Source organism: Streptomyces sp. NPDC012769, assembly GCF_042901205.1.
Taxonomy (GTDB): Bacteria; Actinomycetota; Actinomycetes; order Streptomycetales; family Streptomycetaceae; genus Streptomyces.
This window is the reverse complement of the sequence record NZ_JBIBCP010000003.1, coordinates 580,557-607,103: the sequence shown is the minus strand read 5'-3', so window position 1 is coordinate 607,103 and position 26,547 is coordinate 580,557. Positions and strand designations below refer to the sequence as shown.

Genomic DNA, 26,547 nt, shown 5'->3' with positions numbered 1-26,547 from the left:
CTCTCCGTGCCTGGGGCGGTCAGCGCACCATGTGGGTGGCGATGCGCTCGAAGAGCACGTCGAGCTGGTCCCACGCCTGCCCGCAGACCCGCATCAGGTGGGGGAACTGGGACGTGGACAGACCGCGGAGGTGGTCGCGGCCCAGTTCTCGGTGGTCCTCGTCGACCTCCGAGTGCAGGTCGAAGTACGTGACGTCGTCGGCCGTCTCCTCGGGGAAGGCGACGCCGGTGCGCTCGCCGAAGACCTGGCAGGACGACTCGACGACCATGTGCACGATGACGATCTTCGCCGCCTCGTCGGCGCCGTGCATCTGGAGGACGAACCAGTTGCCCACGGCCTCCAGGATCGGGTCGTAGACCGTCTCGCTGATGCCGTGCCGCTCCTTCAGCAGGACGTCGTGCCCGAACTCCTCGCGCAGGTGGCCCGCGTACACCTCGCGCAGCCGCGGGTCGGCGCAGACGGCCTGCCGCGCGTAGAGCATGCGCTGGAAGTACACGGACCAGACGTAGAGGGCGTTGACGAAGCGGGCGCGCATCTCGGGGTCCGCGGTCACCCGGCCGCTGTCGAAGAGCTCGAACATGCGGTGTCGGCCGAACTGCTCCAGCCGCTCCGCGTTGTACCGCTCCAGCTCCGCCAGCGAGGCGAGGTCGCCGTCGAACCGCACCCGCGGTTCCGTCTCGTCCTCGTAGAGGCCGCTGCCCTCGAACTGCACCGACAGGCCCTCGAACACCTCGCCCGGCCGCGTGACGAAGCCGTGGCGGGCGCCCGGCGGCACCGCGACGGTGTCCCCTTCGGCGAGTTCCCGCTCCTGGTCCCCGAGGAGCCGCACGGAGCCCTTGCAGACGAGGATCATCGACTTGGTGGGGTGCTGGTGGACGTCCAGCTGTTCGCCGTCGGCCAGGCGCACCCACGCCAGCGACAGGCGTCCCGTCTCCGGGAGGAAGGCGGCGAGCTGGTCGTTGCGCCGGAAGTCGCGCTGCTGGCCGAGCCGGTGGGTCTGCCCGTCGACCACGACGGAGGAGATCGCGCGGATGTCCTCGCGGCTGACGGTCAGGAGGGCGGTGTCCATCTGCTGCTTGGGGAGGGTGAGTTCTTCGGTCACGAGCGTCTGCTTTCCTGGGTCGGGCTGAAAAAAAGGGGGGAAGGGAGAAAAGGATGCAGGGGGTGCGGCGGAAGGAATCAGGGGGAATGTGCAAGGAATCGAGGCGTGCGGCGCAGGGAATCAGGGGGTGATGCGCCGGGCGCCGGCGCGCCGCAGGGCCGCCAGCAGCCGGGCGTTGTCCTCACGCGTTCCCACGGAGATCCGCAGATGTCCGTGCCATCTTTCGGGTGCGGGAAGCACCGCGATGCGGGAATTCTCCATTTCGGCCATGACGGCGTCCTGATCGGCGACCCGGACGGTGACGAATCCCGCGTCCGCGAAGACGCGGAGCACTCCCGGGCATTCCGCGAGTTCCTTCGCCAGCCGGTCGCGTTCCGCCACGCAGGAGGTGATGCGAGCGGCGATGGTCGCGGGGTCGGCCAATTCCGCGGCGGCGGCCTCGGCCACCGGTCGCGGTACGGGAAAGGGCGGGCGGACGAGGCGTACCGCCTCGGTGACGTCGGGGGCGGCGAAGAGGGCTCCGAGGCGGAGTCCGGCCATGGCCAGTCCTTTGGACATCGAGCGCACCGAGATCAGGCCGGGGCGGGAGGGAACCTGGTGCCGGTGCGAGGGGCGGCCGCTGAACTCCGCGTAGGTCTCGTCGATGATCACGAAGCCGTCGAACCGGTCGAGGAGGCGCTCCAGATCACCGGTGTCCAGGCGGGTGCTGGTCGGGTTGTTGGGGTCGCAGAGGTAGACCGCCTTGACCGGGAGCGAGACGAGCCGGTCGACGTCCAGCCGGTCCAACCGCTCCCCGCCGAGCGGCACGCGATGGCAGGTCACGCCGTGCAGGGCGGCGAGCCGCTCGAAGAAGCCGAAGCTCGGCCAGGAGACCGCCACGGCGTCCCGTCCGGGCTCGCACAGCACCCGCAGGACGAGGTCGAGGGCCTCCGTGGCCCCACGGGTGATCACCACGTCGGCGGCCCCCGTACGGCCGTCCTCCCGCCCGGCGGCGTGCTCGGTCCCGTACGGCGGGGGCGGGTCGATCTCGTCCAGCACACCCAGGTAAAGCGGTGCCAGATAGTCCGGCGAGTACTCCGGATACCGGCGGTGTCGGCCGCCGACCGGATTCTCGTTGGAGGTGAGATTGACGAGTCCGAGGCTTTCCGGACGGGGTCCCGCGGGACCGAGTGGTCCTAGAGAGTGAATTACTTCTCGCAGCACACGCTTGCCGCTTTCAGGAGGCACAGGACACCTCATCCGAGATCACAGTGACTTCACGGTCTACGGCCGACGCAGGGCATGCGTGCATCATGTGACGCCCCGCCATGGAACTGCAGCCTTCGGCGTATGCGCACGGAATAGGCCGACTCGCGGCTGCGGAAACAGTCTTACAGGGCTCGCTCCGGAGCATGCAACCTCGCTCTATGCGCGAGGGATAGCTGTGACGATCCGAAAATCATGGGGTATTTTTCGGCCGGAACGCGAGAGAACGTTTCCGCATTATGTATCACGTCAAGTGGCTGAAAAACGCGAGCGGCAGGGGCAAGTGGTGCCGGTCGTGTCAGGCGCGTGGCGCGCGGACGCCTTCTCGGTAGGTGGGAAACGCGGGCTTCCATCCCAGCTCGGCCTTCGCCCTGGCGTTCGACGCGCGCAGGGAGGTGTCGATCATGAGGGTGGCGAAGTACGGCGCGGCCGGCCGGAGCGCCCAGCCGGGCAGACGCCGGGGCGGCCTGGTCCCCGCCGCCCTGGCGTGCTCGTCGAACATCCGCCCCCAGGTGACGGGCTCGTCGTCGACGATGTTGTAGGCCTGTCCGGCCCTGCCCCGCTCCATGGCGGCCACGGTGGCCGCGGCGGCGTCGGAGAGGTGGATCCACGACATCGTGCCGCCGCCGTCGCGCGGCACGGGCAGCCTGCCGGCGCGCAGCGCGTCCACGAAGCCCTGCGAGCCGCTCAGGCCGTAGAAGGCGCCGTACCGCAGGGCGATGCCCTCGATGTCGTCGGCGGCGCACACCTGCCGCTCGTTCGCGTGCAGGGCGGCCACCATGGGGTCCGTCCTGCTGCCGCGCGGCCGGCCGAACGGGTCGCGCTCGGTGAGCGGGCGGGGCCCGTGGTCGACGTACCCGTAGCCGGGCACCATGGACTGGGTGAGGAAGCGGCGGGCCCCGATCGCCCGTGCGGCCTCCAGCAGGTGGCGCGTGCCGGTGGTGCGCAGGGTGTTGGTCAGCCGCATGTCCGCGTATCGGGCGGGAGGCTTGCTCAGCGCGGTGAGCTGGTGGATCACCACGTCGGCGGAGATCCCGTCCACCGCCCGCATCAGGGCGTCCCGGTCGAGCACGTCGGCGACCACCAGACCGGCGCCGGGCACCTCGGCGGTGGGCTTGCGGGTGAGGGCGAGGACCTCGTGTCCCGCCGTACGCAAGGCGTCCAGCAACGGGCGGCCGATGGCGCCGGTGGCTCCGGCGAGGAGGACTCTCATGACGTTTCCTTCTTTCGCGGCCGCGGCCGCAGGGTGGCCGGGGTGAAGAGGCCGAGGGCGGATTCGCCTCCTGAACCGGGCAGCCCCGCGTTCCCTGACACGGAAGGAGCGTGAGGCCCGTCACACCGACCGACTCGGGGAGGGGGGAAGCCCCGTCGGATCGGCCGTCTCTCGGCCGACCGGTTGTCAAGCCGTACGGTCCGTGCGGCGGAAGGCGGCGCGGTAGGCGCTCGGGCGGTGGCCGGTGTGGCGGGCGAAGAGGGTGGCGAAGGTGCCAGCGTCCTGGTAGCCGACGGCCGCGGCGACGGCGGCGACGGTGCGGTCGGTGGTCTCCAGGAGGTGGCGGGCGCGGCGGATCCGGGACGCCTGGAGATGGGCCAGCGGGCTGCGCCCGGTCTCGTCGGCGAAGCGGCGCAGCAGCGTGCGGGTGCTGACCCGGAAGGCGTCCGCGAGGGCGGTGAGGTCGTAGGGCTCGGCGAGGTGCTGGTCCAGACGCCGCATGACCCGTTGGGAGAACGCGCCGCCGGGCTGCGGAAGGAGTCGCGCGTCGACGTACGGGGTCTGGGAGGTCCGGGCGTCATCGACGAGCGCCACGCGTGCGGTGGTCCGGGCGACCCGGGGGCCGCTGTGCCGGCGGATCAGGTCGAGGGCGAAGTCGTACATGGCGCTGAAGGCGGCCGTGGTCGTCACGCCCGTGTCGGTGACGACCAGGTGCTCGGGCCGGATGTCGGCCTCCGGGCACCGCCGGGCCAGTTCGGCGGCGTGCAGCCAGGACGTGGTCGCCCGGCGTCCGTCGAGGAGCCCGGCCTCGGAGAGCAGGAACGCGCCGACGCAGAGGGAGACGACCGCGGTCCCGGCAGCGGCCTGGGCGCGGATGGCCGCGGTCTCGGGAGCGAGGCGGGCGAGGCAGGCGTCGAGGTCGGTGTCCGGGCGCAGTTCGCATCCGGGGACGACGAGGACGTCGACCTCGTGGAGGGGACGCACGTCCAGGCGCGCGCCGCCCGAGGCGGTGACCCGGCGGCGGGGGGAGACGATCGACACCCGGTAGCCGGGGGCCTCCGGTCCGGCGACGTGCGCGGCCATCGTCAACAGGTCGGGGACGCCGAAGACTTCCGACGCGAAGCAGCCCGGGTAGGCGAGCACCCCGACCCGCAGGGCGGCCGTCCCTGCGTCCGGGTCGCCCCGCTCCCCCGCCCGCCGCGTCACCTCCGCCATCCCCCCGTACCCCCGTGCCCCGTGCCCTTGGTGTCCCGGCCGCGGGCCCGCCGACCGCGTGTGGCGAGATTACCCCTGACCCTGGCGATCCCGCCCCTCACCCGGCGGCCGGTCCGGGGCGCAGGCTGGCCCCATGAGCGACGACGATCCGATCACCGACTTCAGCCGCCGGACCGTGGCCGTGGACGGGGTGGAGAAGACGGTGTACGTGGCGGGGGCCGGGCCCGCGGTGGTGGTGCTGCCCGAGATGCCGGGCATCAGTCCGGACGTCCTGCGGCTCGCCCGCTGGGTGCGGGACGCGGGCTTCACCGTCCATGTGCCCTCCCTGTTCGGGACGGACGGCGCCTTCCCCACGGTCGAGGGCGGCCGGGAGGTCGTCCGCCGCGCCTGTGTCAGCGCGGAGTTCCGGGCCTTCGCCGGAGGCGGCACCAGCCCGGTGACGGTGTGGCTGCGCGGCCTGGCGCGCCGGGCGCACGAGGTGTGCGGCGGCCCGGGGGTGGGTGCCATCGGTCTGTGCTTCACCGGCAACTTCGCCCTCACCATGGCCCTGGAGCCGGCGGTGATCGCCCCTGTGGTCAACCATCCGTCGCTGCCGCTGGACGATCCCGGCGGGCTCGAACTCGACGACGCGGACGCGCGAGCGGTGCGCGACCGGCTCGCCCGCGACGGACTCACCGTCCTCGCCTACCGCTTCGAGGGCGACCGCTGGTGCACGGGGCAGCGCTTCGCCGCCTACCGGGCGCTGCTCGGCGAGGCCTTCGACGGTCGCGTCCTCCCGGACGCTGCCGCCAACCCGGCCCCGCCGCCCTTCTTCGCCGACCTGGTCGGCACTCCGCACAGTGTCGTCACCGCCCATCTCGTCGACGAGGCCGGCCACCCCACGGTCCGGGCCCGCGACGAGATCCTCGCCTTCCTCGCCGACCGCCTGCGCCCGGACGGGAAGTGACGCCCGGACACGGCCTAGAGTGACGTGATGCCCTCGCGTGACGACCGGACCGCCCTTGACCTGCTCGACGCCCATCTGGAGGCGCTGTGGGACAGGGTGGACCCGCCGCCTCCCCCGGCTCCGGACGGGCTCGGCGCCGATGGGGCGGGCGAGCTCGTCCGCCGGACGCTGGATCGGCTGCGGCGTCTTCCGCGCGATCCGGAGGAGGTGTTCCGTCGCGAGGTCGGCGGTCTGCTGGTGGAGTTCCGCGGCGAGCGCTGCCCCTGGAACGCCGCGGCCCTGCGGCTGCTCGACGACCCGTACGTCTTCGTGGCCACCGGGCCGCGCCGGCACGAGGACTGGGCCCGTGACGTCCTCGCCGTACTGCACCGGACGGTGGAGGATCCGCGCGGCTGGCTCCGGCTCGACGGGGACCGCGGGAACGCGGTGCGCGACGCGCTGCCCGCGTATCCCTTCGACCCTCCGCCCGCCGCGCGGTTCCCCGAGGTCCTCCATCCACTGGAGCGCCGGGCGGCGGTCGCCGCGCTCGCCGTGATGAGCGAGGAGTGGCAGGGGGAGCCGGCACCGGTCCGCTCGCGTCCGAACCGGGACGCCGCCCTGGCGGACGCCCGGACGCTGCTGGATCGGTACGGCCCCACCGCGCGCTACTGGACGAACGCCACGGCCGCCGCCTCCGACCCGGCCCCGGACTTCGTCGCGGCGGGTCTCCGGGGCACCGACTCGTACCGCTTCGTCACCTCGGCGTACGTCAACGGCCTGGACATCTTCGACGACCTGGGCCTCGTCGCGGTCAGCGAGGAGGAGATCGGCGTCTTCTGGTCGATCGGGGCGTACTGAAGGCCCGATCGGACCTGGCCGACGGCCTTTGCCGTCCGTACGGCCGTCGGCGTGGCAAGCGCTTCGTCCGGGATTGTCCTCCTAGACTGACGGGCATGGCATGCCGCATCAGTGAGCTGGTCCTCCACTGCGCCGATCCCGAACGGCTCGCCGCGTTCTGGAGCGAGGTCCTCGGCTATGTCGAGCTCGGCCGGGAGGACGGAAGCATCGAGATCGGGCCGCCCGGGGCCGGCTTCGGAGGGCCGCAGCCCACGCTGGTCCTCAGCCCCAGCAGCAACCCGCGGACCGGCAGGCTCCCCCTGCACATCGATGTCAACGCCACCGACCGCGACCAGGACGCCGAGCTGGAGCGGCTCCTCGCCCTCGGCGCCAAGCCCGCCGACGTCGGCCAGACCGGTGAGGAGAACTGGCACGTCCTGGCCGACCCGGAGGGCAACGAGTTCTGCCTGCTGCACCGCCGGCTCCAGCCCCTCTGAGCGTCCGGCCGTCAGCGTCCCGGCACCGGGCCGCCGCCCCGTCTCACAGGGCCGGCCCCCTCTTGACCTGCCCCGCGCCAGCCGTTAGCTTGCGGTCAACGTCGGCCTGACACGACCGACAGGACGACCGGCCAAGACGACCGAGAGGAGGCGACCGGCGGATGTACACCAGCTCCGACCTGAGTCGCCTCGCCCACACCACGGTCTGGGTTCCGGGTCGTATCGCGCACGGCTGCTGATCACGCCGTTCTGATGTGCCCTTCGCCGGGCGCTCTTCCGTTTTTCCCGCACCTTTTCCAGGCACGTCGCTGCTGCGTGCCGTTCCGCGCCCACTGCTGCCCCGTGGCGCCCTCGAACACAGAAAGCTGCCTGACATTGGCGAACATGATCACGGTCAACGGGAAAGAAGCACCGATCTCACCCGCTGCTCCCCACACCACAACGCTGGACTTCCTGCGGGAACGTGGACTCACCGGCACCAAGGAGGGCTGCGCCGAGGGTGAGTGCGGGGCCTGTTCGGTCCTGGTGGCCCGCCCCGGGGTGAACAAGCCCACCGACTGGGTGGCGGTCAACGCCTGCCTGGTCCCGGTCGCGGCGCTCGACGGTCAGGAGATCGTCACCGCCGAGGGGCTCGCCACGGCCGGCGCTCCCGGCACGCCGCCCGCCCTGCACCCCGTACAGGAGCAGATGGCGGTCCGCGGCGGCTCCCAATGCGGCTACTGCACACCGGGATTCGTCTGCAGCATGGCCGCCGAGTACTACCGGCCCGACCGCTGCGCGCACCCGGAGCCGGACGACGGCGAGGGCAGCGGCACCGACGCCGAGCACGGTCCGAACGGTTTCGATCTGCACGCGCTGAGCGGGAACCTGTGCCGCTGCACCGGCTACCGCCCGATCCGGGACGCCGCGTTCGCCGTCGGCACGCCCACAGAGGACGACCCGCTGGCGCGGCGACGCGAGGAGGCCCCGCCTGCACCCGTCGCCACCGAATACGCCCAGGACGGACGGACGTTCGTGCGGAGGAGCACCCTGGCCGAGACGCTTGAGTTGCTGCGCGAGCGACCCGACGCGGTGGTGGTCGCCGGCTCCACCGACTGGGGCGTGGAGGTGAACATCCGCTCCCGGCGGGCGGATTGCGTGGTCGCCGTCGACCGGCTGCCCGAACTGCGGGAGCTGCGCGTCACGTCCGACGTCGTCGAGATCGGGGCGGCGCTGACGCTCACCGAGATCGAACGCCGCCTCGACGGCGAAGTGCCGCTGCTGGCCGAGCTGTTCCCGCAGTTCGCGTCCCGGCTCATCCGCAACGGCGCCACCCTCGGCGGCAACCTCGGCACCGGCTCCCCCATCGGCGACAGCCCGCCGGTGCTGCTGGCCCTGGAGGCGTCGGTGCTGCTCGCCGACGCCGACGGCGAGCGCGAGGTCCCCCTCGCCGACTACTTCACCGGCTACCGGCAGAGCGTGCGCCGTCCGGACGAGCTGATCCGCGCGGTGCGGATCCCGCTGCCGCTGTCGCCGGTCGCGGCCTTCCACAAGATCGCCAAGCGGCGCTTCGACGACATCTCCAGCGTGGCGGTCGCCTTCGCGCTCGACGTCGAGGGCGGGATCGTGCGCAAGGCGCGCATCGGCCTCGGCGGCGTGGCCGCCACCCCGATCCGGGCGCTCGCCACCGAGGCGGCCCTGGAGGGCAGGCCGTGGACGGCGGAGACCGTCGAGGCCGCGGAACCGGTGCTCCGGGCCGAGGGCACGCCGATGAGCGACCACCGCGCGAGTGCCGCGTACCGCTCCGCGATGCTCGGCCAGAGCCTGCTGAAGCTGCACGCACAGACCACCGAGGCGGTGTCGTCATGAGTCATCTGTCCGAACGCCCCGAAGGGGCCGTCGTCGGCCTGTCGATGCCGCACGAGAGTGCCGCCCAGCACGTCACCGGCACCGCGCTCTACACGGACGACCTGGTCCACCGGACCAAGGACGTGCTGCACGCCTACCCGGTCCAGGTCATGAAGGCCCACGGCAGGATCACCGCGCTGCGCACCGAGCGCGCGCTCGCCGTGCCCGGTGTGGTGCGCGTGCTGACCGGGGCCGACGTGCCCGGGGTCAACGACGCCGGGATGAAGCACGACGAGCCGCTGTTCCCCGACGAGGTCATGTTCCACGGCCACGCGGTCGCCTGGGTGCTCGGCGAGACCCTGGAGGCGGCCCGGCTCGGCGCGGCGGCCGTCGAGGTGGAGCTCGAGGAGCTGCCGTCCGTGGTCACCCTGCAGGAGGCGATCGCGGCCGAGAGCTTCCACGGCGCCCGGCCGGTGATGGTGACCGGCGACGTCGACGCCGGATTCGCCGACTCCGCGCATGTGTTCGCCGGTGAGCTGCAGTTCTCCGATCAGGAGCACTTCTACCTGGAGACGCACGCGGCGCTGGCCTATGTCGACGAGGGCGAGCAGGTCTTCGTCCAGAGCAGCACCCAGCATCCGTCGGAGACGCAGGAGATCGTCGCCCATGTGCTCGGCCTGCACAGTCACGAGGTGACCGTGCAGTGTCTGCGGATGGGCGGCGGATTCGGCGGCAAGGAGATGCAGCCGCACGGGTTCGCGGCCGTCGCCGCGCTCGGCGCCAAGCTGACCGGACGGCCGGTCCGGGTGCGGCTCAACCGGACCCAGGACCTGACCATGTCCGGCAAGCGGCACGGGTTCCACGCCCGGTGGCGGATCGGCTTCGACGCCGACGGCCGCATCCGGGCGCTCGACGCCACCCTGACCGCGGACGGCGGCTGGAGCCTGGACCTGTCCGAGCCGGTCGTGGCACGTGCGCTGTGCCACATCGACAACACGTACTGGATCCCCAACGCGCGCGTCACCGGTCGCATCGCCCGCACCAACAAGGTCTCCAACACCGCCTTCCGCGGCTTCGGCGGGCCGCAGGGCATGCTGGTGATCGAGGACATCATGGGTCGGTGCGCGCCGCTGCTCGGCCTGGACCCGATGGAGCTGCGGGAGCGCAACTTCTACGGGCGGGGGCAGTCGACCCCGTACGGGCAGCCGGTCGTCCGCCCCGAACGGATCTCCGCCGTCTGGGAGCAGGTCAAGGAGAACGCCGGCATCGCCGACCGGCGCCGCGAGATCGCCGCCTTCAACGCCGCGCACCCGCACACCAAGCGGGCCCTGGCCGTCACCGGCCTCAAGTTCGGCATCTCCTTCAACCTCACCGCCTTCAACCAGGGCGGCGCGCTGGTGCTGATCTACAAGGACGGCTCGGTCCTGATCAACCACGGCGGCACCGAGATGGGCCAGGGCCTGCACACCAAGATGCTCCAGGTGGCCGCGACCACGCTGGGCATCCCGCTGCGCAAGGTGCGGCTGGCCCCGACGCGTACCGACAAGGTGCCCAACACCTCCGCCACCGCGGCCAGCGCGGGGGCGGATCTCAACGGTGCGGCGGTGAAGAACGCGTGCGAGCAGTTGCGCGAGCGGCTGCTCCAGGTGGCCGCCACCCAGCTGGGCGGGCACGCCTCGGACGTACGGATCGTGGACGGCGTCGCGCGCATCCTGGGCAGCGACCGGGAGCTGGCCTGGGACGATCTGGTGCGCACCGCGTACTTCCAGCGGGTGCAGCTGTCGGCGGCCGGTTTCTACCGGACCGAGGGGCTGCACTGGGACGCGAAGACGTTCCGGGGTTCGCCGTTCAAGTACTTCGCCCATGGCGCCGCCGCGGCCGAGGTGGAGGTGGACGGCTTCACCGGTGCCTACCGGATCCGGCGGGTGGACATCGTGCACGATGTCGGCGACAGCCTCTCCCCGATGATCGACATCGGTCAGGTCGAGGGCGGTTTCGTGCAGGGCGCGGGCTGGCTGACGCTCGAGGACCTGCGCTGGGACACCGGCGTGGGGCCGCAGCGCGGGCGGCTGCTGACGCAGGCGGCGAGCACGTACAAGCTGCCGAGCTTCTCGGAGATGCCCGAGGAGTTCCATGTCACGCTGCTGGAGAACGCGACCGAAGAGGGCGCGGTGTACGGATCCAAGGCGGTCGGTGAGCCTCCACTGATGCTGGCGTTCTCGGTGCGGGAGGCCTTGCGGCAGGCAGCCGCCGCGTTCGGGCCGAGCGGGATCAGTGTCGAGCTGGCCTCGCCCGCGACGCCGGAGGCGGTGTACTGGGCGATCCAGGCGGCGCGGCGGGGAGACGCCGGACACGGACAGGCCGGCGACGCCGAGGTCGGGGGCGGCCGGGCCGAGGGCGGGGTCCGTGTCGACGCGGAAGCGGCGATCGGTGCCTGACATGACGTGGGTCGCCGCGGTCGCGCGGTTGCGAGCACGCCGGGAGCCCGGCGTGCTGGTGACCGTCGCGGCCGTGCGCGGCCACGCCCCGCGCGACGCCGGCGCGAAGCTCGTCGTGGGACGGGCCGAGACCTGGGGCTCGATCGGTGGCGGCAACGTCGAGGCCGTGGCGATCGACCGGGCCCGGGAGATGATGCTGGCGTCCGAGCGGGAGCCGGAGCTGATCGATTTCGCCCTGAACGACAAGGTGACCAACCGCCACGGTGTGCAGTGCTGCGGCGGCACGGTCTCGGTGCTGCTCGAACCGCTGCCGGTGGTACGGGCGGTGGCGGTCTTCGGCGTCGGGCACGTCGGGCTCGAACTGGCCCGCATCCTGGCACGTCAGGACCTCGACCTGCATCTGATCGACACCCGCTCGGACGTCCTCGCCGAGGAGCGGCTCGCCGTGCTGGCGGACGCGGTGGCGCAGGTGCATGTGCACCACACGCCGCTGTTGCCGGAGGAGGTCCTCGAGGAGCTGCCGGCCGGCACCCATGTCCTGATCATGACGCATGACCACGCCGAGGACGCCGCGCTGTGCGACGCCGCCCTGCGCACGCCTCGTCTCGGCTCCATCGGGCTGATCGGTTCGGCCGCCAAGTGGGTGCGGTTCCGCAGGCGCCTCCTCACCGAGGGCGGCCATGACGAGGCCGACCTCGAACGGATCAAGACGCCGATCGGCCTGACCGACATCACCGGAAAGGAACCGGCGACCATCGCGGTGAGCGTCGCCGCCGATCTGCTGCGGACCTTCGAGAGCGTCGAGACCGTCGAGACCTTCGAGAACGAAGGGGCGTGAGGCCCGGCCGGTTCAGCCGCGTGACAGTTCTCCGAGCAGCTTCCAGGTGCGGCTGCGGTCGGCCTCGCCGCTGAGGTCCGTCGCGGTGAAGACCACCTCCGTCGCCCCGGCCTCGCGATAGCGCCGCACCTCGGCGGCGACGGTCTCCTCGTCGCCGAGGACGGCCAGATCGGCGGCGCGGGCGGCGCCGGAGAGCTCGACGGCGCGCTGGTAGGACGGGATCCGGTCGTAGAGGGCGAGTGACTCGGCCGCGCGCTGCCGTACGCCTTCGGGGTCGGCCGTGACCGCGCCGGGCACGAGGGCCACGACGCGGGGCGCGGGGCGGCCGGCGGCCTCGGCGGCGGCGGTCACGGCCGGGACGATGTGCTCGGCGAGCGCGCGCGGGCCGGCCAGGAACGGCAGGATGCCGTCCGCGAGTTCGCCGCTGACCCGCAGTGCCTGCGGACCCATCGCGGCGACCAGCACCGGCACCGGCGGCCGGGCCCCCGGGACCGCCGCCGGGTAGGGCGTCGTCGCGGTCAGCAGCTCTCCGTGGAAGTCGGCGTGGCCCGTTTCGAGGAGGGGCCGCAGGGCGGTGAGGAACTCCCTGAGCAGACCGATGGGCCTCTGGTACGGGAGACCGAACCCGGTCTCGGTGAGGTGCCGGGTGCCGAGGCCGAGTCCGAGGTGGTAGCGCCCGCCGGTGGCGGCCTGGGCCGTCTGGGCCTGGCTGGAGACGAGCAGCGGATGGCGGCCGAATATCGGTATCGCGGACGTCCCCACCTGCAGGCCCGGCACTTCGCGCCCGACGATCGCGGCGAGCGACGGCGAGTCGTACGCGAAGGTCTGGCCGAACCACGCGGAGTGCAGGCCCGCGTCCCGCGCCTCGCGCGCGAGTCGCACGGTGTCGTCGACGGGGAGCTGCCGGGAGGTCGAGGTGAGCGTCACGCCGAGAGTCATGTACGGCGTAACCTCCGGTCGGGGGACGGGAATTCCCGCGCGGACGTGGGAGGAACACCTGAGTGGGGCGGAATCGATACTTCCGTGTCCCCCGTCGGTAACAGCTCCGTGGCAGAGGTGTCGCGGACGGCCCGCGCACGCAGACTCTGGTTACCGGCAAGAGTCGAGAGTGGCCGCGTGCGGCCGACCACGGGGGAACGAACATGAACACTTCTGCCTGGAAGAGCTATGCCGTCGGGGCCGCGGTGGTCACCGCGCTGCTCGGGACCACCGCGTGCGGGCCGGACGCGGCCGAGGACTCGGCGACGGCCGCGCCTTCGGACCGGGCGAGCGCGACGGGCTCGGCGAAGCCGGGCGCGACCGCGACCGACTCGCCGGAGCCCAGCGCCACGTCGAGCGACCCGGGTGGCTCCGGCGGGACCGGGGACACCGCCACCGTCGCCGCCTGCACCACCGAGCACCTCGCGGTGTCCGCCCAGAAGGAGCCCGCGGACAGCAAGGAGGCCAGGCACCTCCTCATCACCGTGCAGAACACCGGCGACAAGAAGTGCGACCTGTACGGCTATCCCCGGGTGCGGCTCGGCGCCGACGCCAGGACCACGGTCCCCGTGATCAAGGACAGCGACCCGGACCCCGGCAGGCCGGTCACCCTCGCGCCGGGTGACGAGGCCCATGCCGCACTGCTGGTCAGCGGTGGCGCCCGGGACGAGTACGAGGCGAAGAGCATCAGCCTCACCCTCCAGGGCCGCAAGCCGGGCACCACCGCGGGCACGGCGGTCGACGTGCCCATGCCCGTCCGCACCCTGTACGCGGACGACGGTCAGCTCGTCACCTACTGGACGACCGCCTCGGGCGCCGCCCTGGACTTCATCATGTCGAAGTGACCGGAGGACGGGGCTCCCGGCCCGCGTCAGGCCGGGAGCCAGGTCCGCCAGGTGGCCTCGTTGTCCTTCACCCAGCGGGCGGCCGCCTCCTGCGGTGACAGCTTCTGCTCCGCGATCATCAGGGCGACGTCGTTCTGCATCTCGGTCGTCCAGCGGAACTTCTTCAGGAAGGCGGCCGCGTCGCCCCCGCCGTCCGCGAAGCGGGCGTTGAGGAACTTCCGCAGCGGCGTGTGCGGATACGCGCAGGCCACCTTCTCCGGGTCGGCGTCGCAGCCCTCCGTGTAGGCGGGCAGCCTGACCTCCGTCATCGGGACCTTCTCGAACAGCCACTGCGGCTTGTACCAGTAGGTCAGGAACGGCTTCCTCTCCTTGGCGAACTGCTTGATCTGGGTGATCTGCGCCGCCTCGGAGCCCGCGAACACGACCTCGTAGTCGAGCTTGAGGTTGTTCACGAGCGCCTTGTCGTTCGTGACGTACGACGGGGAGCCGTCGAGGAGCTGGCCCTTGCCGCCGCTCTCCGCGGTGCGGAAGTCGTCGGCGTACTTGTCCAGGTTCTTCCAGTCGGTGACGTCGGGGTGCTTCTCGGCGAAGTACGTGGGGACGAACCAGCCGATGTGACCGGTCACGCCGAGGTCGCCGCCCGGCTCGATCGTCTTCTTGTCGTCGACGTACCGCTTCTCCTGCTCCGGGTGGCCCCAGTCCTCCAGGATGGCGTCCACCCGGCCCTGGCTGAGCGCGTCCCAGGCGGGGACCTCGTCGATCTGGACGGTGTCGACCCGGTAGCCGAGCTCGTGCTCCAGCAGGTGCCGGGCGACGGCGACGTTGGCCTGCGCGCCCACCCACGACTGGACGGACAGGGTCACCGTGCGGGAGCCCTTGGCGTCGGCGTACGGGGAGGACTGACGGGTCATGTCGGCGGCGCCGCAGCCGGTGAGACCGGCGGCCAGGGCGACGGCGGCCGCGAGTGCGGCGATGCGGGTGCGAGCCATCTCAGGCCCCCTTTCCGGCGGGGTCGTGGCGTCGGGTCGGCTGGGTGACCCGGTCGAGCATCAGTCCGAGGCAGACGATGGCGGCACCGGCGACCAGACCGGTGGCCAGGTCGCCCTGGGCGAGGCCGAAGACCGCGTCGTAACCGAGTGCGCCGCCGCCCACGAGGCCGCCGATGACGACGACGGCGAGGACCAGGACGACGCCCTGGTTGACGGCGAGCAGCAACGCGGGCCGCGCGAGGGGCAGTTGGACCTGGAACAGCTGCTGCCGACCGGTCGCGCCGAGCGAGCGCGAGGACTCCAGTGCGGCGGGGTTCACCGCGCGTACGCCCTGGGCCGTGATCCGTACGACCGCGGGCAGCGCGTAGACCACGGCGGCCGCGACCGCCGGGGCGCGGCCCACGCCGAACAGGGCGACCACGGGGATCAGATAGACGAACTGCGGCATCGTCTGGAAGACGTCGAGCACCGGGCGCAGCGCGCGGCCGAGCCGGCTGCTGCGGGCCGCGGCCACGCCGAGGGCGAAGCCCAGCAGCAGCGTCACGGCGACGGCGGCCAGGACCTGGGAGAGGGTGTCGAGCGCCGGGTCCCAGGCGCCGAGCACGCCGATGGCGGCCATGGCGAGGACGGCGGTCGTGGCGGTGCGCCAGGTGCCGATGAGCAGGGCGAGGGCGCCGACGGTCAGCAGGACCGCCCACCAGGGCAGCCACTGAAGCCCGTCCCGCAGGGGGTTGAGGACCCAGGTGGTGAACCGGCCGGCCCAGTCGGCGGTGCCGCCGACGAGGGGCACCCCGGAGTAGAGGTGGCCGGTCATCCAGTCGACCGCACGGTTGACGGGCTCGGCGATGTCGACGGTCCACCGGGCGGGCCAGGAGAGCCGGTCGGTCAGGCGCCCCGCGACGGCGACGGCGGCGATCGCGAGGAGGCCGGCGGCCCGGGCGAGTCCGGCCCGGCGGGCGGGGGCCGCGCCGATCCGCTCCCCCGCCGCGGCGGTGACCCGGTCCAGGACGATGGCGAGCAGCACGATCGGCACGCCGGCGGCGAGCGCGGCGCCGACGTCGACGGAGGCGAGGGCCTGGTAGACGCGGTCGCCGAGGCCGCCGGCGCCGATGACGGAGGCGATGACGGCCATGCCGAGCGCCATCATGATCGACTGGTTGACGCCGAGCAGGAGTTCCTTGCGGGCGAGCGGCAGTCGGGCCGTGAGGAGTCGCTGGCGACGGGTGGCGCCGAGGGAGGCGGCGGCCTCCATGACGCCGGGGTCCGCGCCGCGCAGGCCGAGCGCGGTGAGCCGGGCCATGGGCGGGGCGGCGTAGACGACGGTCGCGAGGACGGCCGCGGGCACGCCGATGCCGAAGACGAGGACGACGGGCAGCAGATACGCGAAGGCCGGCAGGACCTGCATGGTGTCGAGCACCGGGCGCAGAAGCCGGTGCATGCGGTCGGACAGGCCGGCGGCGAGTCCGAGGAGACCGCCGAGCAGGACGGACGCGGCGACGGCGACCACCATCAGGGCGAGCGTCTGCATGGTGGGCACCCACATGCCGAGCAGTCCGCACACGGCGAAGGCGGCGACGGAGGTCAGGGCGAGCCGGACGCCCGCGACCCGCCAGGCGACGAGCCCGGCGGCGGCGGTGACGCCGGCCCAGCCGACGGCGAGCAGCAGCAGGTACACGGCGCGGACGGACACGACCACGAGGTTGCTGACGTGGCCGAGGAAGTGGAGGAACAGCGGGTGGCTGTCGCGGTGGTCGATGATCCAGTCGCTGGTGCGCTCCAGCGGCGCGGACACGTCGACGGCGAGTGCCGCCGGCCAGCCGCCGCCGCCCAGGAGTACGGCTCCGAGGACGAGGGCGAGGGCGGTGCCCGCGCCGATCAGCCGGCCGCGGTGTCGCGCGAGCGCGTGCCGTGCGGCGAGGCCGGTGCGGGTGGGCCCGGTGGTGCTGTTCGTGGCGGCGGTGCCGGTGGTGCCCTGGGTGCCGGCGGTCGTGCGGCCGGGAGTGGCGGGGGTGACGGTGGCGGTCATCGGGCCCACCGCCCGGCGTCGCGCGTCCCGGTGCGGCGGCGCGCCGCGGCCGCGTCGGCACCGGTCGTGCCGCCGCACGGCGGCGGCCAGGTCGTATGGGAGTACATCAGGCCACCGCCTTCGCCGGAGCGGCCGGGACCCCGGCGACGACACCGAGGAGTCCCGCGTGGTCGACCACGCCCAGGCACCGGCCGCCCTCGACGACCCGCGCGTTCTCGCCCGTGCGGGCGACGGCCTCGATGGCCTCGTGGACGGTGGCGCCGGGGGCGAGCGCGGGGCCCGTCTCGCGTTCGTCGGCGAGCGCCGGGCGCATCGCCGAGCGGACGGTCAGCACCTGCTCGCGGGGCACGTCCCGGACGAAGTCCCTGACGTAGTCGTCGGCGGGGGCGCCGACGATCTCCTCCGGCGTGCCGAGCTGCACGATCCGGCCGTCGCGCATCAGGGCGATGCGGTCACCGAGCTTCAGCGCCTCGCTGAGGTCGTGCGTGATGAAGACCATCGTGCGGCCCTCCTCCCGGTGCAGGCGGACGACCTCCTCCTGCATGTCCCGGCGGATGAGCGGGTCGAGGGCGCTGAACGGCTCGTCGAACAGCAGGACCTCGGGGTCGACGGCGAGGGCGCGGGCCAGTCCGACGCGCTGCTGCTGGCCGCCGGACAGCTGGCCCGGGGTGCGGTGCTCCATGCCGTCGAGACCGACCTTGGCGACGAACTGGGCGGCGCGCTCGCGCCGTTCGCCACGGGCCACGCCCTGGATCTCGAGACCGTAGGCGACGTTGTCGAGCACGGTCCGGTGCGGCAGCAGGCCGAAGTGCTGGAAGACCATCGCCGCCCGGTGGCGGCGCAGCTCGCGGAGCCGACCGGTGTCCATGGACAGCACGTCCTCGCCGTCGATGGCGATCGTGCCCGAGGTCGGCTCGATGAGCCGGGTCAGGCAGCGGACGAGCGTCGACTTGCCGGAGCCGGACAGGCCCATGACGACAAAGACCTCGCCCTTGCGGACGTCGAAGGAGACGTCGCGTACGGCGGCGGTACAGCCGGTGCGCTCGCGCAGCCCGGCGGCGTCGAGGGAGGCGAGCTCCTGGTCGGCGGGCACGCGGTCGGCCTTGGGGCCGAAGACCTTCCACAGGTTCCGTACGGAGAAGACGGGCTGCGCCGCCGCCTCGGGAGTCGTGGTGTGCGCGGTGGTCGTGGTGGTGGGGGTGTTCATCGGGTCGTACCTCCCAGCAGGTCGGCGCATTTCTCACCGACCATGAGCACGCCGATCATGGGGTTGACGGCGGTCATGGTCGGGAAGACGGACGCGTCGGCGATACGGATGCCGTCGAGGCCGCGGATCCTCAGGTCGGGTGCGACGACGGCGAGTTCGTCGTCGGCGGCGCCCATCCTGCAGGTGCCCGCCGGGTGGTAGACGGTGTGGGCGACCTGGCGGGCGTAGGCGCTGAGTTCCTCGTCGGAGGTGACCTCCGGTCCGGGGCACACCTCGCGCTTGAGCCAGCCGGCCAGCGGTTCGCTCGCCGCGATCCGCCGGGCGATGCGGATGCCGTCGACGAGGGTCCGGCCGTCGTAGTCGTCCTCGTCGGTGAAGTACCGGAAGTCGAGGGCGGGCTTGTCCTCGGGGTCGGCGCTGGTCAGGTAGAGCCGGCCGCGGCTGCGCGGCTTGGGGATGTTCGGGGTCATCGACACGCCGTGCGCGGGCCGTTCGTAGCCGATCCGCTCGGGATTGTCGGTGAAGGGGATCTGGTAGAAGTGGAACATCAGGTCCGGCCCCTCGGACTCCGGGTCGCGGCGGACGAAGAGTCCGGCGTCGGAGTCCATGGCGGAGTTCTCCGGGATCGGGCCGTGCGTCTCCCACACGATGACCGACTCGGGGTGGTCGAGCAGGTTCTCCCCGACGCCCGGCAGGTCGTGCACGACGGGGATTCCGAGCTTCTCCAGGTCGGCGCGCGGCCCGATGCCGGAGTGCAGCAGCAGCCGGGGGGTGTCCACGGCGCCCGCGCACACCAGGACCTCGCGCCGGGCGCGTACGACGTGCTCCTCGCCGTCCTTGGTGCGGATGTGCACGCCGGTGGCGCGGGTGCCCTCGAACTCCAGGCGGAAGGCCCAGGTCTCCAGGGCGATGTGGAGGTTGGGCCGGTCCAGGAAGGGGTGGAGGTAGGCCACGGAGGCCGAGGACCGCTTGTTGTTCTCCGGGTGGTAGGCGAGGTCGAAGAAGCCGACGCCCTCGTGGAAGGGCCGCTTGTTGAAGCCCTCGACGCGCGGGACGCCGAGCGCGGTCTGCGCGGCGTCGACGAAGTCGCGGGCGATGGCGTTCCGGTCGGCCTCGTCGACGGGGACGATGTTGTTGCGCAGCCGGGCGAAGTACGGGTCCATGGACGCCGCGTCCCAGCCCTCGGCACCGGCCTCGGCCCACTCGTCCCAGTCGGAGGGCAGCGGCTTGAACGCGATGAGGGTGTTGTGGGAGGAGCAGCCGCCGAGCACCCGCGCGCGGCTGTGCCGGATGTGGGAATTGCCGCGGGGCTGCTCGGTGGTGGGGTAGTCGTAGTCGAGCTCGCCGCCGAGCAGGCCCATCCAGCGGCGCAGGGTGAGGACGTCGTCGCGGCCGACGTCGCTGGGGCCGCCCTCGATGACGGCGACGCTGACGTCGGGGTTCTCGGTCAGCCGGGAGGCGATCACCGAGCCGGCGGTGCCGCCGCCGACGACGACGTAGTCGTAGAGGTGCTGGTCGTTCATGCCTGGTCCTTCCGGGTCTCGCCGGCGAACCAGCGCACGGGGCGCGGGGCGAGGTTCTGGTAGACGTGCTTGGCCTCGCGGTACTCGGCGAGTCCGCTGGGGCCCAGTTCGCGGCCGATGCCGGACTTGCCGAAGCCGCCCCACTCGGCCTGCGGCAGATAGGGGTGGAAGTCGTTGATCCAGACGGTGCCGTGGCGCAGCCGGGCGGCGACCCGGCGGGCGCGGGCCTCGTCGGAGCTCCACACCGCGCCGGCGAGGCCGTACTCGGTGTCGTTGGCGAGGGTGACGGCCTCGTCCTCGGTGCGGAAGGTCTCCACGGTGAGGACGGGGCCGAAGACCTCCTCGCGGACGACCCGCATGCGGCGGTGGCAGCGGTCCAGGACGGTGGGCCGGTAGAAGTAGCCGGGCCCGGCCGGCTTCTCGCCGCCGGCGCGCAGGACCGCGCCCTCGGCGAGGGCGGAGGCCACGTACTCCTCGGTCCTCGCCAGCTGGGCGGCGGAGACCAGCGGTCCGCATTCGACGCCCTCGTCGGTGCCCCGGCCGAGCCGGATCAGGTCGGCCCGGCGGGCGAGTTCGGCGACGAAGCGCTCGCGCAGCGACTCCTCGACGATGAGACGGGAGCCGGCGGAGCAGACCTGACCGCTGTGGATGAACGCGGCGTTCAGGGCCTGGTCGACGGCGGTGTCGAAGTCGTGGGGCGTCGCGCAGGCGTCGGCGAAGACGACGTTGGGGTTCTTCCCGCCGAGTTCGAGGGCGACCTTCTTGACGCTGTCGGCTGCCGCCCTGGCGACCTTGGTGCCGCTGACGAGACCGCCGGTGAAGGAGACGAGGTCGACGTCGGGGTGCTCGGCGAGCCGGGCGCCGACGGTCGCGCCGGGACCGGTGACGATGTTGGCGGCGCCGAGCGGAAGGCCTGCCTCCAGGAGGAGTTCGACCAGGACGACGGTGCTGAGCGGGGTGATCTCGCTGGGCTTGATCACGAAGGTGTTGCCGGCGGCGAGGGCGGGCGCGATCTTCCAGCTGGCCTGGAGGAGCGGGTAGTTCCACGGGGTGATCAGGGCGCAGACCCCGACCGGCTCGTGCACGACGACGCTGCGGATCTCGTCCGAACCGGCGTCCACGACGCGTCCGTCGCTGTCGCTCTCCACGAGGTCGGCGAAGTAGCGGAAGGCGTCGCGGACGCAGTCCACGTCGACGCGGCCCTCTTCGAGCGTCTTGCCCGCGTCCTGGCTCTCCAGGGCGCCGATCCGCTCGCGGTCGCGCTCGAGGAGGTCGGCGACGCGCCGCAGCAGGGCGGCCCGCTCGGCGACCGGTGTCCGCGGCCAGGCGCCGTCGTCGAACGCGGCGCGGGCGGCGGCCACGGCGTCGTCGGTGTCCTGGACGCCGCCCTCCGCGACGACCGCGAAGGCGGTCGCGTCGACGGGGTCGATGATCTCGCGCGTGGCGCCGGACAGGGCTGCGCGCCACTCTCCGCCCACATGGATGGTCTGTTGTGCTGCCGTCACTTCGGGTCTGGCCTTCCGTTCCTCGGGTCCCCCTGCCGGTTGCCCGGCGGTCGGGCCGCCTGCCCTGACTCCCGAGAACCATGCGGAATGCCTTACGGAGAGTGTCCTGCTTCACTTTCCAAGTGGTGGCAAATTCGGACATCTTGCTCATATTGCCTGCGGGGTGCGGGAACCTCCCGCCGGTGTGGAGCGTCACACAGGGCGAGGACGATCACCGCCGACGCATGCACCACTCACAGAGAAGAGCCGCCCATGCAGTCGAACGCCGCCACCCCCTTCGAGGCCGAGCTCCCCGACGGCCGCCGCATGATCCTGTCCCTCCCGGCGCTCGACGCCCCCTGGGCCGCCGGTGGCGTCGCGAGCCTGCGCCCGGTCCCGGCGACGTACGAAGGCCGCGGCGAGGAGCCGCACGAGCTTCCTCCCGTCCCGGACATGCGTGCGCTGAACCTCGCCGTGCTCGGCATGGGGGCCTGAGCCGGCGGCCGGCGAAAGAGGAGACGGGGCCCGACCCCGATGGGCCGGACCCCGTCCGTGTGGTGCGTGTGTCCCGCGAGCCGCCTACCGCGGAGGCCGCGGGCGCAGGCGCAGGCCGTGCATGCCGTTGTCCACCGCGAGCACCGTGCCCACCGTCCCGCCCGACAGCGGGCTCGCCAGGTAGGCGATCGCGCCGGCCACCTCGTCGGCCGACACCAGGCGGCCCGTCGGCTGGAACGCGTCGAGCGCGGCGCGCGCGGCCTCCGGGTCCGGCGTGTCGCGCAGCGACCGGGCGATCCAGGGCGTGTCCGCCGAGCCGGGGGCGACGCAGTTGACCCGGATGCCCTCGCGGACGTGGTCCGCCGCCATGGCCAGCGTCAGCGCGTACACCGCGCCCTTGCTCGCCGAGTACAGCACCCGCTGCTCCACGCCGGCCCACGCCACGATCGAGCAGGTGTTGACGATCGCCGCCGCGGGCGAGCGCCGCAGATGGGGCAGCGCGTGCCGGGCGACCCTGACCATCCCGACCACGTTGACGTCCAGGACGCGCATCCACTCGTCGTCGCCGTTCGCGGTGACGTCGCCGATCGCGCCGATCCCGGCGTTGTTCACCACGACGTCGAGCCGGCCGAAGCGCTCGACCACGGCCTCCACGGCGGAGGCGACCCGGGCGTCGTCGGTGACGTCGACCTCGACGCCCACGATGCCGTCCGGAAGCCCGTCCGGCTTCAGGTCGAGGGCGGCGACCCGGGCTCCCCTGCTCCGCAGCAGTTTCGCCGTGGCGAGGCCGATGCCCGAGGCGCCTCCGGTCACGATCGCGACCAGTCCTTCGAAGTCACTCACGAGTTGTCTCCTGTCCGTTCCGGACCGTCGGGGAAATGCCGTCCAAGCGGTGTGGCGTCGTGGCGTCAGGAAGCGGGCTTCTCCTCCAGGGGCGCGCTGCGGCGGCGCGGCAGCGACAGCTGGGCGGCCAGCACCCCGGCCACGCCGACGAGGATCCACAGCGCCCAGGGGCCGAAGGCGTACAGGGCGCCGCCGATGAGGGGTCCGGCGCCCGTGCCGATCGTGTACGCGACGCCGTGTAGCCCCTGGTAGCGCCCGACCATGTGCGGCGGCGCCAGACTTCCCAGGTAGGCCATGGCGACGGAGCTGGTCAGCATCTCGCCGAAGGTCCACAGCAGCACCGTCGCCGCCAGCAGGACCATCCCGGTGGTGAACCCGGTCAGCGCGAGACCGACGCCGGTGATCAGGTTGCCGATGGCCAGGACGTATTCGGGCCGGTAGCGGGAGATGGCCCCGGTGATGGGCAGTTCGAGGGCGAGCACCAGCAGGCCGTTGAGTCCGATGAGGAGGCCGAAGTCCCGCTCGGTCAGGCCCACGTCGCTGACGTGCAGCGGCAGGCCGACGGTGGACTGGATGTACACGAACTCGCAGAACACCGTCATCAGCAGGAAGCGGACCAGGGTGCGGTCGGCGAACGCCTGGCGGTAACCGACGGCCTGCTCCGCCGGCTTGTCGGTGGCGTCCTCGTCGGTGAGCGCCTTGGGGGCGTCCCGCAGGAGCAGGGCCACGACCACGCCGAACAGCAGGCAGGCGACGGCGTTGACGAGGAAGAGCTCGACGTAGGAGGTGCTGGCCAGCACACCGCCGATGACGCCGCCGAGGGCGGCGCCGACGTTCATCGCGAAGCGGAACACCCCGAAGGCGGCGAGTCGTTGCTGGTTGGTGGAGACGGCGTCGACCAGCACGGCGGCCGCGGCCGGCCGGTAGATCTGCGAGGTGACGCCGATGAGGCCGACCACCGTGACGATGAGCGGCAGCGCTTCGAGGAAGGGCACGATCGCCGTGAGTCCCGCGGTGGTCACCGCGGAGAGCACGATGGTCCAGCGCCGGCCGATCTTGTCGGCGAGGTAGCCGCCGACGGCGTTGCCGAGCACCTTGCCCAGACCGGAGATGCCGAGCACCAGGCCCGCCGCTCCGGCGGAGTAGCCGCGCTCGGTCAGGTAGAGCACGATGAACACCGGCAGGAAGTTGCCGACCTGGTTGACCAGGATGCCCAGGCTGATGATCCAGACCCGGACGGGTAAGCGGCGTAACGTCTGGCGGAAGGTGGGCTCTTGGACGTCCGGCTGGTCCGTGGGTGCGGTGCTCATGCGACGGGCTCGGTCCGTACGTGGATGGCCTCGGCCAGCCGCTTGCTGTTCGCGACGGCCTCGGCGGCGTCGGCGCCGCGGGCGATCACATAGCCGCCGATGTCCTCGTTCCAGGTCAGCGGCGCCACCACGTCGCCCGGGCGCAGCTTCACATGGAGGTCGACGAAGGCCGGGTCCGCGCGTACGGCGTCGACGCCGGTGATCTCCACGACCCTGCCGGGCTCCGGGGTGAGGGCCTGGAGGGCCACTCCGGCGCGGGGCTCGGGCGACTCGGTCAGCGGCTCCACCTTGTCGAACCGGATGCCGAGCGTGTAGCGCTCCATGTCGACGCCGTAGGCGACCTCGACCATCTCGTTGACGCCGTAGCCGCCGATGCGGTTGTGGGACTCGATGATCCGGGGGCCTCGCGCCGTCAGCCTGATCTCGGTGTGCGCGGGCCCGTTGCGCAGCCCCACCGCGTCGAGGAAGTCGGTCACCAGCTCCCGTACCTCGGCGAGCGTTTCGGCCGGGTGCACGCTGGGCTGGGACAGGCCCAGCTCGACGAACCCGGAACCGCCGCCGAAGGCCGCCTTGTCGGTGATCCCGACGATGACGTGCCGCCCGTCGAAGCTGAGCGACTCGACGCTGATCTCGGGTCCGTCCAGATACTCCTCGATGAGGAACTCCTGGAAGGAGTCGGCGAAGGCGAGGTCTCCGGGGGCCCATGCCTTGTCGTCGAGGGAGCGGTAGCGCTCGGCGACGACGTCCACCTCGGCCTCGTCCCGGATGCAGAAGACGCCCACGCTGCCCGATTCGCGCACCGGCTTCACGATGACCGGCAGCCCGTGCGCGGCGACGAAGTCCCTCAGGTCCTGCGCCGAGCGGCCGACCGCGGAGGCCACCGGGCTGATGCCCTTCGCGGCCAGGTGCCGGCGCATCCGCGCCTTGTCCAGGAGGAGTTCGACGGTGTCGACGGACTCGCCGTCGAGGCCGAGCGCCTCGTTGATCCGCGCGGCGGGCAGCAGCCCGAGCTCGAACAGCGCCACGGCCGACCGGAACGGATACGTCTCGTGCAGCGCCCGGGCCAGGGGCAGGAGCCGCTCGATGTCGCCGTAGTCGACCAGCAACGCCTGGTCGACGTAGGGCCAGTGGCCGCGGTCGTACGCGTCCGGGTACTGGGCGTGAACCACGTCCAGACCGAGCTCCCGGGCCTTGCGCACAAGCTTGAGCTTGCCGCCGATGACCAGGACGCGGGGCCGTCCGGTGGGTTCGACATCGATGGACACAGTGGCTCCTTCGCTCACGTTCCGACCGGCGGGCTCGCCGGGAGTCGGAAAAGGCGTCACGACGGGGAAGGGGAAGGATGGGTCCGGCGGCTCCGTGCGGTCGTCGCAACGGAGGCGAGGCGGCCTCGGGTCCGTCCCCGTGGGGTCGAGACGGTCGGACGTCGGCAGACTATCGCGCGGAACGGCGGGCGGTCCGGGTCATCCGAGGACCCCGGCGATCGCCTCCACCCCGAAGTCGATCTCCTCACGGGTGATCACCAGCGGCGGCGCGACCCGGAGGTGCCCCTGGTTCTCCTTGCACAGCAGGCCCCGCTCGGCCAGTGCCTCGGACACCCGGACGCCGGCGGTGCGGCCCTCGGCGATCTGGACGCCGGCCCACAGGCCGCGGCCGCGGACCTCGGCGACGCCGTCGAGTTCGCGCAGCCGCGCGTGGAGATACGAGCCGAGCTCGCGGGACCGCTCCTGGAACTCCCCGGTCGCCAGCAGCCGCACCACGGCGCGGCCGACGGCGGAGGCAAGCGGGTTGCCGCCGAAGGTGGAGCCGTGCTCGCCGGGCGCCAGGACGCCGAGGACGTCGGCCCGGCCGACCACCGCCGACACCGGCATGAGCCCGCCGCCGAGCGACTTGCCGAGGGCGTACAGGTCCGCGCGGACGCCCTCGTGGTCCAGCGCCAGGGTCTCTCCGGTGCGGGCCATCCCGCACTGGACCTCGTCGGCGACGAACAGCGTGCGGGTCTCGTCGCACAGCTGACGGACCTCCGCGAGGTAGCCCTTCGGCGGGACGACCACACCCGCCTCGCCCTGGATCGGTTCGAGCAGCACCGCCGCCGTGTTCTCGCCGACCGCCGAGCGCAGCGCGTCGATGTCGCCGAAGGGCACGACCCTGAAGCCGGGGGTGAACGGTCCGAACTCCCGGCGGGCGAGGGCGTCGGTGGAGAGGGAGACCATGGTGGTGGTGCGGCCGTGGAAGTTGGCGCCCGCGACGACGATCTCGGCGGCGCCGTCCGGCACCCCCTTCACCTGGTACGCCCACTTCCTGGCGACCTTGACGGCCGACTCGACCGCCTCCGCGCCGGTGTTGGCGGGCAGCACCGTCTCGGTGCCGGTCAGCTCGGCCAGTTCGCGGCAGAACAGTCCGAACTGGTCGTTGTGGAAGGACCGCCCGGTCAGCGTCAGCCGGTCCAGCTGGGCCTTGGCGGCGGCGACGATGTCGGGGTGGCGGTGGCCGAAGTTCAGCGCGGAGTAGCCGGCGACGAAGTCGAGGTAGCGCCGGCCGTCCTGAGCGGTGAGCCAGGCGCCCTCCCCGTGGGTGAGCACCACGGGCAGCGGGTGGTAGTTGTGCGCGCTCCAGCGCTCGGTGACGGCGATGTGGTCGGTGGGGGAGGTGGCGTCCGCGGTCGTGTTCATGGCCTGCTTCACCCTTTCGGCGGTTGATCGGCGGTGCG

22 protein-coding genes are annotated in these 26,547 nt (G+C 72.5%); 8 read left to right on the top strand and 14 right to left on the bottom strand.

All coding sequences use genetic code 11. The features are described from left to right. Window positions 1-19: 19 nt before the first annotated feature. From ACFY7C_RS17980 to ACFY7C_RS17965, 4 genes are all read right to left on the bottom strand, one after another. The gene (locus tag ACFY7C_RS17980; protein WP_389650927.1) at window positions 20-1,102 is read right to left on the bottom strand and encodes a cupin domain-containing protein; all 1,083 of its coding nucleotides are present in this window, start codon (window positions 1,100-1,102) and stop codon (window positions 20-22) included. A gap of 120 nt (window positions 1,103-1,222) precedes the next feature. Next, on the bottom strand, window positions 1,223-2,140 hold the full coding sequence (locus ACFY7C_RS17975; protein WP_389650924.1) for an aminotransferase class I/II-fold pyridoxal phosphate-dependent enzyme: 918 nt from the start codon (window positions 2,138-2,140) through the stop codon (window positions 1,223-1,225). Window positions 2,141-2,645: 505 nt separating this feature from the next. Further along, a complete protein-coding gene (locus tag ACFY7C_RS17970; protein WP_389650921.1) occupies window positions 2,646-3,560 on the bottom strand; it encodes an NAD-dependent epimerase/dehydratase family protein in 915 nt (304 codons plus the stop codon). A gap of 186 nt (window positions 3,561-3,746) precedes the next feature. Then, on the bottom strand, window positions 3,747-4,775 hold the full coding sequence (locus ACFY7C_RS17965) for a GlxA family transcriptional regulator (RefSeq protein WP_389650918.1): 1,029 nt from the start codon (window positions 4,773-4,775) through the stop codon (window positions 3,747-3,749). 133 nt (window positions 4,776-4,908) lie between these two features. Here ACFY7C_RS17965 and ACFY7C_RS17960 point away from each other — a divergent pair, with 133 nt between their 5' ends. From ACFY7C_RS17960 to xdhC, 6 genes are all read left to right on the top strand, one after another. Next, the gene (locus tag ACFY7C_RS17960) at window positions 4,909-5,721 is read left to right on the top strand and encodes a dienelactone hydrolase family protein (RefSeq protein WP_389650915.1); all 813 of its coding nucleotides are present in this window, start codon (window positions 4,909-4,911) and stop codon (window positions 5,719-5,721) included. Window positions 5,722-5,748: 27 nt separating this feature from the next. Beyond that, a complete protein-coding gene (locus ACFY7C_RS17955; protein ID WP_389650912.1) occupies window positions 5,749-6,558 on the top strand; it encodes a hypothetical protein in 810 nt (269 codons plus the stop codon). Between the two features lie 95 nt (window positions 6,559-6,653). After that, entirely contained in the window at window positions 6,654-7,034 is a 381-nt protein-coding gene (locus ACFY7C_RS17950; RefSeq protein WP_389650910.1) for a VOC family protein, read from the top strand. A gap of 384 nt (window positions 7,035-7,418) precedes the next feature. Beyond that, complete coding sequence (locus ACFY7C_RS17945; RefSeq protein ID WP_389650908.1) at window positions 7,419-8,882, top strand: xanthine dehydrogenase small subunit; 1,464 nt, start codon at window positions 7,419-7,421, stop codon at window positions 8,880-8,882. Next, a complete protein-coding gene (xdhB, locus tag ACFY7C_RS17940; protein ID WP_389650905.1) occupies window positions 8,879-11,299 on the top strand; it encodes a xanthine dehydrogenase molybdopterin binding subunit in 2,421 nt (806 codons plus the stop codon). Before ACFY7C_RS17945 ends, xdhB begins: the two co-directional genes overlap by 4 nt. A gap of 1 nt (window position 11,300) precedes the next feature. Continuing rightward, a complete protein-coding gene (gene xdhC, locus ACFY7C_RS17935; protein ID WP_389650902.1) occupies window positions 11,301-12,137 on the top strand; it encodes a xanthine dehydrogenase accessory protein XdhC in 837 nt (278 codons plus the stop codon). Window positions 12,138-12,149: 12 nt separating this feature from the next. On the opposite strand, the gene ACFY7C_RS17930 is transcribed toward xdhC, so the two are convergent. Next, the gene (locus ACFY7C_RS17930; RefSeq protein WP_389650899.1) at window positions 12,150-13,076 is read right to left on the bottom strand and encodes an LLM class F420-dependent oxidoreductase; all 927 of its coding nucleotides are present in this window, start codon (window positions 13,074-13,076) and stop codon (window positions 12,150-12,152) included. A 203-nt stretch (window positions 13,077-13,279) separates the two neighbouring features. Between ACFY7C_RS17930 and ACFY7C_RS17925 the strand changes: the two genes are divergently transcribed. Continuing rightward, entirely contained in the window at window positions 13,280-13,960 is a 681-nt protein-coding gene (locus ACFY7C_RS17925; RefSeq protein ID WP_389650896.1) for a DUF4232 domain-containing protein, read from the top strand. A 26-nt stretch (window positions 13,961-13,986) separates the two neighbouring features. Here the strand turns inward: ACFY7C_RS17925 and ACFY7C_RS17920 are convergent, their stop codons facing one another. The 5 genes from ACFY7C_RS17920 to ACFY7C_RS17900 form a co-directional block, all read right to left on the bottom strand. Further along, a complete protein-coding gene (locus tag ACFY7C_RS17920; RefSeq protein ID WP_389650894.1) occupies window positions 13,987-14,949 on the bottom strand; it encodes an ABC transporter substrate-binding protein in 963 nt (320 codons plus the stop codon). A gap of 1 nt (window position 14,950) precedes the next feature. Further along, window positions 14,951-16,975, bottom strand: coding sequence for an ABC transporter permease (locus ACFY7C_RS17915; protein WP_389650891.1), 2,025 nt, complete (start codon window positions 16,973-16,975; stop codon window positions 14,951-14,953). A 106-nt stretch (window positions 16,976-17,081) separates the two neighbouring features. Further along, window positions 17,082-18,182 carry a glycine betaine/L-proline ABC transporter ATP-binding protein gene (locus tag ACFY7C_RS17910; RefSeq protein WP_389650889.1) on the bottom strand — a complete coding sequence of 367 codons (1,101 nt, stop codon included), beginning with the start codon at window positions 18,180-18,182 and terminating at the stop codon, window positions 17,082-17,084. Continuing rightward, window positions 18,179-19,705, bottom strand: coding sequence for a GMC family oxidoreductase (locus ACFY7C_RS17905; protein WP_389650886.1), 1,527 nt, complete (start codon window positions 19,703-19,705; stop codon window positions 18,179-18,181). The genes ACFY7C_RS17910 and ACFY7C_RS17905 overlap by 4 nt, the downstream gene beginning before the upstream one ends. Beyond that, window positions 19,702-21,210 carry an aldehyde dehydrogenase family protein gene (locus tag ACFY7C_RS17900; RefSeq protein ID WP_389650883.1) on the bottom strand — a complete coding sequence of 503 codons (1,509 nt, stop codon included), beginning with the start codon at window positions 21,208-21,210 and terminating at the stop codon, window positions 19,702-19,704. The genes ACFY7C_RS17905 and ACFY7C_RS17900 overlap by 4 nt, the downstream gene beginning before the upstream one ends. A 252-nt stretch (window positions 21,211-21,462) precedes the next feature. Here ACFY7C_RS17900 and ACFY7C_RS17895 point away from each other — a divergent pair, with 252 nt between their 5' ends. Next, window positions 21,463-21,684, top strand: a complete 222-nt coding sequence (locus ACFY7C_RS17895) for a hypothetical protein (protein WP_389650880.1) — start codon at window positions 21,463-21,465, stop codon at window positions 21,682-21,684. A gap of 84 nt (window positions 21,685-21,768) precedes the next feature. Here ACFY7C_RS17895 and ACFY7C_RS17890 read toward each other — a convergent pair whose 3' ends face one another. The 4 genes from ACFY7C_RS17890 to rocD form a co-directional block, all read right to left on the bottom strand. Then, on the bottom strand, window positions 21,769-22,527 hold the full coding sequence (locus ACFY7C_RS17890; RefSeq protein WP_389650877.1) for an SDR family NAD(P)-dependent oxidoreductase: 759 nt from the start codon (window positions 22,525-22,527) through the stop codon (window positions 21,769-21,771). A 65-nt stretch (window positions 22,528-22,592) separates the two neighbouring features. Then, complete coding sequence (locus tag ACFY7C_RS17885; RefSeq protein WP_389650875.1) at window positions 22,593-23,837, bottom strand: MFS transporter; 1,245 nt, start codon at window positions 23,835-23,837, stop codon at window positions 22,593-22,595. After that, window positions 23,834-25,102, bottom strand: a complete 1,269-nt coding sequence (locus ACFY7C_RS17880; RefSeq protein ID WP_389650873.1) for an ATP-grasp domain-containing protein — start codon at window positions 25,100-25,102, stop codon at window positions 23,834-23,836. Before ACFY7C_RS17880 ends, ACFY7C_RS17885 begins: the two co-directional genes overlap by 4 nt. Window positions 25,103-25,300: 198 nt before the next feature. Then, complete coding sequence (gene rocD, locus ACFY7C_RS17875) at window positions 25,301-26,509, bottom strand: ornithine--oxo-acid transaminase (RefSeq protein ID WP_389650871.1); 1,209 nt, start codon at window positions 26,507-26,509, stop codon at window positions 25,301-25,303. Window positions 26,510-26,547: the final 38 nt, after the last annotated feature.

Excerpts from the sequence above, each read along its gene's own strand:
- ACFY7C_RS17970 (WP_389650921.1), bottom strand. The coding sequence starts at position 3,560 with ATGAGAGTCCTCCTCGCCGGAGCCACCGGCGCCATCGGCCGCCCGTTG.
- ACFY7C_RS17965 (WP_389650918.1), bottom strand. The coding sequence starts at position 4,775 with ATGGCGGAGGTGACGCGGCGGGCGGGGGAGCGGGGCGACCCGGACGCA.
- ACFY7C_RS17960 (WP_389650915.1), top strand. The coding sequence starts at position 4,909 with ATGAGCGACGACGATCCGATCACCGACTTCAGCCGCCGGACCGTGGCC.
- ACFY7C_RS17955 (WP_389650912.1), top strand. The coding sequence starts at position 5,749 with ATGCCCTCGCGTGACGACCGGACCGCCCTTGACCTGCTCGACGCCCAT.
- ACFY7C_RS17950 (WP_389650910.1), top strand. The coding sequence starts at position 6,654 with ATGGCATGCCGCATCAGTGAGCTGGTCCTCCACTGCGCCGATCCCGAA.
- ACFY7C_RS17945 (WP_389650908.1), top strand. The coding sequence starts at position 7,419 with ATGATCACGGTCAACGGGAAAGAAGCACCGATCTCACCCGCTGCTCCC.
- xdhB (WP_389650905.1), top strand. The coding sequence starts at position 8,879 with ATGAGTCATCTGTCCGAACGCCCCGAAGGGGCCGTCGTCGGCCTGTCG.
- xdhC (WP_389650902.1), top strand. The coding sequence starts at position 11,301 with ATGACGTGGGTCGCCGCGGTCGCGCGGTTGCGAGCACGCCGGGAGCCC.
- ACFY7C_RS17930 (WP_389650899.1), bottom strand. The coding sequence starts at position 13,076 with ATGACTCTCGGCGTGACGCTCACCTCGACCTCCCGGCAGCTCCCCGTC.
- ACFY7C_RS17925 (WP_389650896.1), top strand. The coding sequence starts at position 13,280 with ATGAACACTTCTGCCTGGAAGAGCTATGCCGTCGGGGCCGCGGTGGTC.
- ACFY7C_RS17920 (WP_389650894.1), bottom strand. The coding sequence starts at position 14,949 with ATGGCTCGCACCCGCATCGCCGCACTCGCGGCCGCCGTCGCCCTGGCC.
- ACFY7C_RS17915 (WP_389650891.1), bottom strand. The coding sequence starts at position 16,975 with ATGACCGCCACCGTCACCCCCGCCACTCCCGGCCGCACGACCGCCGGC.
- ACFY7C_RS17910 (WP_389650889.1), bottom strand. The coding sequence starts at position 18,182 with ATGAACACCCCCACCACCACGACCACCGCGCACACCACGACTCCCGAG.
- ACFY7C_RS17905 (WP_389650886.1), bottom strand. The coding sequence starts at position 19,705 with ATGAACGACCAGCACCTCTACGACTACGTCGTCGTCGGCGGCGGCACC.
- ACFY7C_RS17895 (WP_389650880.1), top strand. The coding sequence starts at position 21,463 with ATGCAGTCGAACGCCGCCACCCCCTTCGAGGCCGAGCTCCCCGACGGC.
- ACFY7C_RS17885 (WP_389650875.1), bottom strand. The coding sequence starts at position 23,837 with ATGAGCACCGCACCCACGGACCAGCCGGACGTCCAAGAGCCCACCTTC.
- rocD (WP_389650871.1), bottom strand. The coding sequence starts at position 26,509 with ATGAACACGACCGCGGACGCCACCTCCCCCACCGACCACATCGCCGTC.